The organism is Hyphomonas sp. (assembly GCF_037969335.1).
In the GTDB taxonomy this organism is placed as follows: domain Bacteria; phylum Pseudomonadota; class Alphaproteobacteria; order Caulobacterales; family Hyphomonadaceae; genus Hyphomonas.
The window spans coordinates 1-9606 of record NZ_JBBKXE010000145.1 but is presented as its reverse complement, the minus strand read 5'-3'; the positions used below and the strand labels follow the sequence as shown (position 1 = coordinate 9606).

The following is a 9606-nucleotide window of genomic DNA, read 5'->3' as shown; positions in this document are numbered from 1 at the left end:
TTCAAGAACCTCATCTCCGGCATCCTCATCATCGCCGAAAAACGCTTCATTCCGGGCGAGTGGATTCGCGTCGATGGCGTGGTCGAGGGCACGGTGGAGAAGATCAACTTCCGTTCAACACTGGTGCGACGCTTCGACAAAAGCCCCGTCTATGTGCCCAACAGCGCCCTCTCCGATGCGGCTGTGACCAATTTCTCGCGCATGACATACCGGCGCATCAAATGGGCTGTCGGCGTCGAATATCGGACCACGGTCGACCAGCTGAAATATATCCGTGACGAGATCGAAGCCTGGCTGTGGAACGACCCGCGGTTCGTCAAGCCGCCCGAGGCCGCCCTGTTCGTCCGAATCGACAGTCTGAATGCCAGCTCGATCGATTACCTGATCTATGCTTTCACTTACACGAAAGACTGGGGTGAATGGCTGGAGATCAAGGAAGAGTTTGCCGTGGCGGTGATGGATATCATCGCACAGGCCGGCACGGATTTCGCCTTCCCGAGCCAGACAGTCTACCTGCAGCAAACCGATCCACCGGAAATCATAGCCCCGCCAGCGCGCAGCGAAAGCACAGAGCGCGCCCGCAGGGCGATTGAAAATACCAGGCAGCCGCGAGGCATAGGCGAGGTCGACAAGGACAACTGACGCCGTCATCGACTTCGCCAAACCGGATGCGCTACCGCACCCAGGCGCCCGGTGCATTGGTGCGATAGCCGAGCGCCTTATAGGCTGCGTCGATCAGGCTCTGGCCACGATCATTGACGAGCAGGCCGGCGCCCATCTGGTTCATCGTATAGCTGAAGGCGAGACCGCATTCAGGATCAGCGAACCCGATTGAACCGCCTGCGCCGACATGACCAAACGCGTCATTGCCCATGATCGCGGTCATCTGGTCGCCGGCCGGATAGGCGCGGTTGTCCATCGACTTCATGAAGCCGGAAGCAAAGCGTGTCGGCACCAGCAGTGTCGCATCGCGCTGCGTGGCGGTTGACACCATACTCATGCTGGCCAGCCGGTCCGGCGAGACAAGGCTGCCATCGTTGCAGGCAAGCGGCGTATACATAGCGACCTGTCCGCGCGCGTTCGAAAGGCCTCCCGCGCCGCCGATCTCGGCCTTGTGCGCCTCTGGATCGTTCGGGCTCCAGCCGCCGGAATTCATGAAGGAGAGATGCTGGATCGACGCCGGATCCGTCATCAGCAATTGCGTGAACTCGGTCGGAACATCGCCGTCCTTGGGAACATAAGTAAGGATTGGCGCGATGTGCGGCTTTTCGCTGTCGGGCAAGCCGATCCAGAATCGCGCGCCGGTTGGCCCCGCCACTTCCTCGGCGAAGAAGGTGCCGAGCGACTTGCCCGAGACGCGCCGCACCAATTCGCCCACCGTCCAGCCGAAATTGACCATGTGATAGCCGTTGCGTATGCCCGGCTCCCAGAACGGTTCCTCGTCCTCCATGCGGCCGATCATGTAATCCCAGTCATTGAACCCGCCGGGCTTCACTGGGGCCCGCAGCGCCGGCAGTGCGCTTTCATGGTTCAGCATCATCTGGACGGTGGTCTTTTCTTTGCCGTTCTTTGCAAACTCGGGCCAATAGTCAGAGACAAGCGCGCTCCGCTTGAGGAGGCCCCGGTCGATCAGGATATGCGCGCACAGCGCAGTCGCGGCCTTCGTGCACGAAAACACGATGGAGACGGTATTCTCTTGCCAGGCATCGCCCGTCGCGGCGTTGGCAACGCCACCCCAGAGATCGACCATGGTTTCGCCGTTCACAGACAGGCAGACTGACGCGCCGACTTCGCCCCGCTCGGCGAAATTGCGCTCGAACTCGTCCCTCAGCGCAGCAAATTTCGGATCGCAGTTTCCCTTCACGGTTCCCGCCATTGTCATGTCTCCCTGATTTTTTTACTTGGTTCGGACGGACCTTAGCTTCCGTCGTCCAAAAAGCGAGCCAAATGAAAAGGCCGCCCGGCATGGCAGGGCGGCCTTTAAATTCTATCCGGTTCGCGAGAAGCCGATCAGGCGGGCTCTTCGGTACTATCCTTCTTGGCGGAGCGCTTCTTGGCTGGCTCAGCGACATATTTGAACGCGAGTTTCTCTTCGTCCTTCTTGTCGATGTCGATCTTGACCAGGCCGCCCTTCTGAAGCTTGCCGAACAGAAGCTCCTCAGCCATCGGCTTCTTGACGTGCTCCTGGATCGTGCGGGCAAGTGGCCGCGCGCCCATGTCCGGATCGAAGCCGCGCTTGGCCAGCCAGTCGCGAGCCGCCTTGGTGATTTCGATCGCGACGTTGCGATCTTCCAGTTGCACTTCAAGCTGCAGGATGAACTTCTCGACCACCCGGTCGATGATCTCCGGCGTCAGGCCGCCGAACGTGATCGTCGCATCGAGACGGTTGCGGAATTCCGGTGTGAACAGACGCTTGAGCGCCTCTTCCTGCTCGTCGTGTTTCTTGCCACGGCCGAAGCCAATGGCATTCTTCGATGCATCCGATGCGCCCGCATTCGTGGTCATGATCAGGATGACATTGCGGAAGTCGACCTTGCGGCCATTGGCATCCGTCAGCGCACCATTGTCCATGACCTGAAGCAGGATGTTGAACAGGTCCGGGTGGGCCTTCTCGATCTCGTCGAGCAGAAGGACACAATGCGGGTGCTGGTCGACGCCGTCGGTGAGCAGGCCGCCCTCGTCATAACCGACATAGCCCGGAGGCGCGCCGATCAGGCGGGAAACGGTATGCCGCTCCATATATTCCGACATGTCGAAGCGCAGCATCTCGACGCCCATGATGGACGCGAGCTGTTTGGCGACTTCGGTCTTGCCGACGCCGGTCGGACCCGTGAACAGGTAGGAGCCGATCGGTTTGTTCGGCTCGCGCAGGCCAGCCCGGGCAAGCTTGATCGCCGCCGACAGAGCGGTGATGGCGGCATCCTGGCCGAACACGACACGCTGCAAATCCGTATCGAGAGACTTCAGTGCGATCACATCGTCGCTCGACACCTGCTTGGGCGGGATACGCGCGATCTTGGCGACCACGGCTTCCACATCACGGATGCCGACTTGTTTCTTGCGCTTGTTAGCTGGCAGCAGCCATTGCGCTGCACCCGCTTCGTCGATCACATCAATCGCCTTGTCGGGCAGCTTGCGGTCGGTGATATAGCGGTCCGACAATTCCACGGCCGCCTTGATCGCATCATTCGTGTACCGCAGGCCGTGGAAATCCTCGAAGCGGGATTTGAGGCCCGTCAGGATCTTGATCGCATCCGGCACGGTCGGTTCGACCACGTCGATCTTGCGGAACCGGCGCGACAGGGCGCGGTCCTTTTCGAAGTGCTGCTTGTATTCCTTGAACGTCGTCGAGCCCATGCAGCGCAGGCCGCCATTCTGAAGCGCGGGCTTCAACAGGTTCGACGCATCCATGGCACCGCCCGATGTGGCACCGGCGCCGATGATTGTGTGAATCTCGTCGATGAACAGGATGGCTTTTTCCTGTTGCTCCAGCTCCTTCATCACTGATTTGAGGCGTTCCTCGAAATCACCGCGATAACGCGTGCCGGCCAGAAGTGCGCCCATGTCGAGCGACCAGATGATTGCTTCGTCCAGGATTTCTGGGGCTTCGCCATCAACAATCCGTTTGGCGAGTCCTTCAGCGATGGCCGTTTTGCCGACTCCCGGGTCGCCCACGAGAATCGGGTTGTTCTTGTTGCGGCGGCAAAGCACTTCAATGCAACGGTTCACCTCCATGTCGCGACCGATCAGAGGATCGATCTTGCCGGCACGTGCCTTGGCATTGAGGTTCACGCAATACGCGTCGAGCGCCTCGTGCCCCTGCTTCACGGCTTCTTCTTCGCCTCCTTCGGCGCCACGCGGGCTCGTCGGGCGTGACATGCCGGGCTGTTTGGCCACGCCATGTGAAATGAAGTTCACGGCGTCATAGCGGGTCATGTCCTGCTCTTGCAGGAAGTAGGCAGCATGGCTTTCGCGCTCGGAGAAGATCGAGACCAGCACATTGGCGCCCGTCACTTCATCGCGGCCCGAGCTTTCGACGTGCAGGATTGCGCGTTGGACAACGCGCTGGAACGCGGCAGTCGGCTGCACGCGCCCTTCGCTTTCTTCGAGGATCAGGCTGGAAAGCTCTTCATCGATATAACGTACGAGGTCGCCGATCAGTGCTTCGATATCGACCTTGCAGGCTCCCATGACTTCGCGGGCGTGTTCGTCTTCCGTCAGCGCCAGCAGCAGGTGTTCCAGCGTGGCATACTCATGGTCGCGTTCGGACGCGAGTGTGAGCGCCTTTTCGAGAGCGGTTTCGAGAGAGTGGGACAATCGTGGCACTTTGGGGGACCTTTCAGGGGTCGGAGGTGAAATCTAGTCTTCTCTCTCCATAACGCATTGGAGAGGGTGCTCATGGCGTTTGGCAAGGTCAAGCACCTGGGCGACTTTAGTTTCCGCCACTTCGTAGGTGTAGACCCCGCACAGACCGACGCCCTTCTGGTGGACATGCAGCATGATCCGGGTCGCCTGTTCCCGCGAGCGATTGAAGTAGCGCTCCAGGATATAGACGACGAACTCCATCGGCGTGTAATCGTCATTCAACAGCAAGACCCGGTAAAGCGAGGGCTTTTTTGTCTTGATCCGCGTCTGCGTTACGATGTCGACACCGATGCCGTCTCCACCACCGGGCGGATTGCCCGCCGGCGGACCCGGCATGTTCGGATCGCTCATCCGGACAAGATCAGATGTCATGGTCATAGCCATAAGATATACGTTCCTGCGTGAGATTGAAGGGACCAAGCGTGGCAAAAGCATGACTTGCCTGCTTTTAGGGCATGGCGAGCGCACTGAGCAGCGCGTTCACACGTTTGCCATTGGTCCCAAGATCGGAATATCCGACCCGTGATCGCGAGTAGACGACAAGCGTCGACTGATGGTCGTGCTCTGCGACCGGCAGCACCAGAATGTCGACATCATCCTTAAACCGAAGCAGCTTGGTCACGGCAATGAAACTTATGCGGCCTGCCGCCGGGTCAGACGCCGTAATCTTCCAGTCGCTACGCGCCGCGACCATCTGCATGATGTCCTCAAACAGCGCCGCCGGCGTGCGGTCGAAAACCGGCGATGATTCGTCCGGCAGGGCAGAGTCGGCGAAACCATCCGGTGCGACGAGCCAGTTATTGGGTTTCGCCGGTCGTTTGAAAGTCTGGAAGTCGGTAAAATCGGTCATGGCGTTATCGTAGTCGCCTTGCCTGGCGGATGCCACGCGAAAAACACGGGGCCCAATAACAATGAACCGGGCCAAACAGGCCCGGCTCTTCTTAATCTACCCACTCTACTGCCTGACAGGGCGAACCCTGTCGGACCTCAGGAGCTTACTTGCTGGCCCAAGCCGCAGTGAAGGGCTTAGCAGCGTCACGCCATGCGAGCATGCAGAGCTCAGCTTGGGCGTTCATCTCTGACGTATAAGCCGAAAACAGGGATTTTGCAAAGCCGGATTGGATTTCCATGAGCTTGCGCGGGTCTTTCACGGTTGTCATGGCCTGAGTAGCTTCGACGCCCTGTTCGATCGTGCGGGTGAGGAAGTCCACGTTTCGGCTGCCGATCGTGCGCATCACTTCGGTCGAAGCCGTAGCGCGCTCAGTCATCGACTTTACACCGTCTTCAGCGAAGGTGCCGAATTTGGTGGCGATATCGGAGATCTTGTCCATGCCGCCGTCGAGCATTTTTGTCGCAGCTTCTGTGGCGTGCGCCTCAGCTTTCGCGGACGAGGCTGGTTTTGCTTTGGGAGCGGTTTTCGGTGACTTGGCCATGGTCGGATCCTTTTCCTGATTTGTGTGACATTATAGCCAATCTTCTCGCAATTGCAACATATTTTGTGCGCCGCAACATAAGCATTTTTGCACGAATTTTGCACAGTCACGCCCAGATTGCCGAAATTTGATGCCCAACTCTGCGTTAAGGTCTGGTCAACGCATTTCAGCGACTCTATCGTAAACCTCGGGCGGCTCGGGGTTAATACTTTTTCGAAGGTAGACCACAATGAAACAGCGTGCTTTAGCCCCAGTGTTAAGAACACTTGCCCTTGCGGCAATGCTCGTCACGACGGGACTGTGTGCGCCTGTGGCCTTCGCCGAGAAGTACGCCTCCATCGTTATCGACGTTGATACGCACGAAGTCCTTCACGCCCGTAATGCCGACGACGCGCGCTATCCGGCCTCGCTGACCAAGGTCATGACCCTTTACATGCTGTTCGATGCCCTGGAGGCTGGCGAAGTCACACTGGACGAACGGCTGATGGTATCGCGCTTCGCCGCTAGCCAGGCTCCGTCCAATCTCAAGCTAAGGCCCAACTCGTCCATCTCCGTCCGGGACGCCATAGGCGCCCTCGTCACCAAGTCAGCCAATGATGTCGCCGTCGTTGTCGCCGAACGGCTCGGTCGCACCGAAACCCGATTCGCTCAGCTCATGACGATCAAAGCCCAGAGCCTCGGCCTTCAGAACACCCGGTTCGTCAACGCATCCGGCTTGCCTGACAGCCGCCAGGTCAGCACCGCGCGCGATCTCGCCATCCTTGCCGAAGCGATGCTCGATAATCACGGCGAGTCCTATCACTATTTCTCCAAGCCGCGTTTCAGCTGGGCCGGCAAGACCTACAAGAACCACAACGAGCTGCTTGAAACTGTCGACGGCGTCGACGGCATCAAGACCGGCTACACTCGCGCGTCCGGCTTCAACTTGATGACTTCGGCAAAGCGCGACGGTCACCGGATCGTCGCCATCATGCTCGGCGGCAGCACATCCAAGTCTCGGAATGCCCATGTCGCAGCCCTCGTCGAGGCCGCCTTCCATACTTACCAAATTCCGGATGACCCTGCCGATCCGGGTCGCAATATCGAGATGGCCTTCTCGGCCTTCAACGGCGCGTCAGTCGACCTCGACGCGGCCGCAGAGCCCATGCTCAACGGCCAGCGCCTCAGCGTGGCCAACACGGCGCGGGCCATTAAGTTCAAGACCCTGCCTGCGCCAATGCCGACACCTGAACTTGCACCCGAGGCCGAAGACGAAGATGCCGAGGACGCCGGTGAAATCCTGGTGGCCGACGCCGGTCAGCTGCCAGAGCTGGAGTTCGAACAAGGTGACGCCACACCGACCAGTTTCGAAGGCGCGACCGTTGTCATCCCCGCAGGACGCCCCGCCTTTACGGTCAGCGAGTACGAATCCCGCCAGTTCGCGCAATAGACCCGGCACGCCGATCCGCACTGCCAAGGCTTGACGAACGCTCCCAATCGGGCAGACGCCTGTGCACATAGCCTCTAGGGAGTCGTTCTTGAAAACCGAGTCAGAGATCGATCTCGCGCGCAATGTCATCCGAATCGAGCGGGATGCGCTCGAGAAACTCGAAGCCGGCATTGACGAGACCATTGTCCGGGCCGCCGATATCATCATGGCCACGGATCGTTATGTGATCGTCGCCGGCGTCGGAAAATCGGGCCATATCGGCCAGAAGATCGCCGCCAGCCTCGCTTCCACGGGCACGCCCTCGTTCTTCCTTCACCCGACCGAAGCCAGCCATGGCGACCTCGGCATGATCGCGCCGGGATCGGTCGTGCTCGCCATATCCTATTCCGGCGAAAGCCGTGAGATGGTCGACCTCCTGCGTTACTGCCGCAGCCATGCCATCCCGGTCATCGGCATGACCCGCGCACCCGACTCGACCCTCGGTCGCTTGTCCGACGTCGTGCTGCACATGCCCACAGTGGCCGAGGCCTGCCCCAATGGTCTGGCGCCTACATCGTCCACGACCATGGCCCTGGCTTTGGGTGACGCCCTCACGATCCTCCTGATGGACCGGCGCGGCTTCAGCCGGGAAGATTTTGGCAGCCGCCATCCGGGCGGCAAGCTGGGCCGCTCACTGCAGACCGCAGGCGATTACATCGCCGATCGTCCCAACGATATCCCCGTCGTCACAACAGACGCCGGTGTGCAGGACGTGATCCTCGCCGTCTCAGAAGGCAGAAAGGGCTGCGTCGCAGTCCTGGGCATGGATGGCCGCATCGTCGGCATGGTCACAGACGGAGACCTGCGCCGCGCCATGCTGGCAGGCAAGCTCGGCGGCGACGCCGCCTCCGTCATGACCCCCGATCCGCGCACCATCTCGCCGGAAGAACGCTTGGCCGTCGTCATCAAACGCCTCAGCGAACACCGCATCTCCAACGCCTTCGTCGTGGAAGACGGTCGCCCCATCGGCATCATCGACATGAAAGACCTGCTCGCCGAAGGCTATGTCTGACCGAATTCACCCACGAAAAACGGCAGCCCCGTCAGGAACTGCCGCCATTCAGGCCTTCACGTTGGATCTGGCCTATTTCACAAGTTCGAACGTCACGTTCACACGCGCCGTGTAGCCGACTTCGCCACCTGAGATCGGGGTCGAGGCATCCATCGCCATTTCCTTGCTGCGCGACATCATGGCCATCGGCTGCGGGCTGTAATCGCCACCTTCCGAAATGGTCACGATACGGGCGACCTTGAGGCCAGCTGCTCCCGCATAGAGCTCGGCCTTGGACATCGCACTTTCCATGGCCTTACGGCGGGCTTCGGCGCGCACTTCATCATCATTGTCGAGGGCAAAGTTGATGCCCGAGAACGTGTTGCCGCCGGCCGAAACCAGGCTATCCATCGTCGCCCCGAGATTGTCGAGATCACGCACCTTCACGGTCAGCTGGTTGGAGGCGGTGTAGCCATCGAGCCGCTGCTCGCCGCGGGTGCGGCCCTTGCCCTCATCAATCTCGACATAGGTATAGCGCGGCTGCAGCGAGAAGTTCGAAGTCTGCATGTCCTTCTTGGCGACGCCGGCCTTGGCCAGCGCATCGAAGACACCCGTCATGGCATTGGCCTGCTGCTGCATTGCTGCCCTGGCCGTCTCGGCATCGGCCTGCACGCCTGCCGTGATATAGGCTATGTCAGGCGCGCGCATCACTTCGCCTTCAGCGGAAATGTCCAGCGTCGTTTCAGGCTGGATTGAATTCGGATTCATCATCGGGTGCCCCATCTCGGCCATTGAAGCCCCCTTGGTTGTCGTTGGCATCTGCGCACAGGCAGCCGGTGCAAGCGCAAGCACGCAGGCCCCCATCGCAGCGATCAGTGTCTTTTGATTCAGCATGTCTGGAGTTCCATTCTGGTTGATAGCCCTGTTTCCCAAAGGATTAAGGCCGCAAAACGGCAAACGTTGCGTCGGTCAGAAAATTTATTGCGAAGTCAGGCCAGCTCAAAGCCGTTCGGGTTTTGACTTTGCCATGCCCATTGATCGCGGCACATTTCGGCCAGGCTGTATTCGGCCCGCCACCCCAGCAACGCTTCAGCCTGGCTCGGATCGGCCCAGAACGCGGCAATGTCGCCGCAGCGCCGGGGCCCGAAATTCATCGGCACCTTGCGTCCGCTCGCGGCCTCGAAGGCCGAAACCAGCTCGAGAACGGATGTGCCGTGTCCGGTACCGAGATTGACCGTAATCGCCCCCGGCTCGCGTTCGAACCGCTCCAGCGCCAAGACATGCGCCCGGGCCAGGTCCACGACATGCAGGTAGTCGCGCACGCCGGTGCCATCGGGCGTGTCATAATC

10 protein-coding genes are annotated in these 9606 nt (G+C 60.0%); 3 read left to right on the top strand and 7 right to left on the bottom strand.

Translation table 11 applies throughout. The annotated features are described in order from the left end of the window. Positions 1–642, top strand: a 642-nt coding sequence (locus AADA04_RS10915) for a mechanosensitive ion channel family protein (RefSeq protein ID WP_340693298.1), incomplete at its 5' end; no start/stop codon positions are given. 31 nt (positions 643–673) lie between these two features. On the opposite strand, the gene AADA04_RS10910 is transcribed toward AADA04_RS10915, so the two are convergent. The 5 genes from AADA04_RS10910 to AADA04_RS10890 form a co-directional block, all read right to left on the bottom strand. After that, positions 674–1876: a serine hydrolase domain-containing protein gene (locus AADA04_RS10910; RefSeq protein ID WP_340693297.1), complete on the bottom strand. Its 1203-nt coding sequence runs from the start codon at positions 1874–1876 to the stop codon at positions 674–676. A gap of 134 nt (positions 1877–2010) precedes the next feature. Next, positions 2011–4326, bottom strand: coding sequence for an ATP-dependent Clp protease ATP-binding subunit ClpA (gene clpA, locus AADA04_RS10905; protein ID WP_340693296.1), 2316 nt, complete (start codon positions 4324–4326; stop codon positions 2011–2013). A gap of 33 nt (positions 4327–4359) precedes the next feature. Continuing rightward, the gene (clpS, locus tag AADA04_RS10900; protein WP_340693295.1) at positions 4360–4737 is read right to left on the bottom strand and encodes an ATP-dependent Clp protease adapter ClpS; all 378 of its coding nucleotides are present in this window, start codon (positions 4735–4737) and stop codon (positions 4360–4362) included. Between the two features lie 76 nt (positions 4738–4813). Continuing rightward, positions 4814–5215, bottom strand: coding sequence for a DUF1499 domain-containing protein (locus AADA04_RS10895; RefSeq protein WP_340693294.1), 402 nt, complete (start codon positions 5213–5215; stop codon positions 4814–4816). Between the two features lie 145 nt (positions 5216–5360). Next, positions 5361–5798, bottom strand: a complete 438-nt coding sequence (locus AADA04_RS10890; protein WP_340693293.1) for a phasin family protein — start codon at positions 5796–5798, stop codon at positions 5361–5363. A gap of 229 nt (positions 5799–6027) precedes the next feature. Here AADA04_RS10890 and AADA04_RS10885 point away from each other — a divergent pair, with 229 nt between their 5' ends. Together AADA04_RS10885 and AADA04_RS10880 are read left to right on the top strand one after the other, a co-directional pair. After that, entirely contained in the window at positions 6028–7227 is a 1200-nt protein-coding gene (locus AADA04_RS10885) for a D-alanyl-D-alanine carboxypeptidase family protein (protein WP_340693292.1), read from the top strand. 88 nt (positions 7228–7315) lie between these two features. After that, complete coding sequence (locus AADA04_RS10880) at positions 7316–8278, top strand: KpsF/GutQ family sugar-phosphate isomerase (RefSeq protein WP_340693291.1); 963 nt, start codon at positions 7316–7318, stop codon at positions 8276–8278. A gap of 72 nt (positions 8279–8350) precedes the next feature. Here AADA04_RS10880 and AADA04_RS10875 read toward each other — a convergent pair whose 3' ends face one another. Then, positions 8351–9151, bottom strand: coding sequence for an SIMPL domain-containing protein (locus AADA04_RS10875; RefSeq protein ID WP_340693290.1), 801 nt, complete (start codon positions 9149–9151; stop codon positions 8351–8353). Between the two features lie 95 nt (positions 9152–9246). Next, on the bottom strand, positions 9247–9606 hold a 360-nt coding region (locus tag AADA04_RS10870), incomplete at its 5' end, for a GDP-mannose 4,6-dehydratase (protein WP_340693289.1).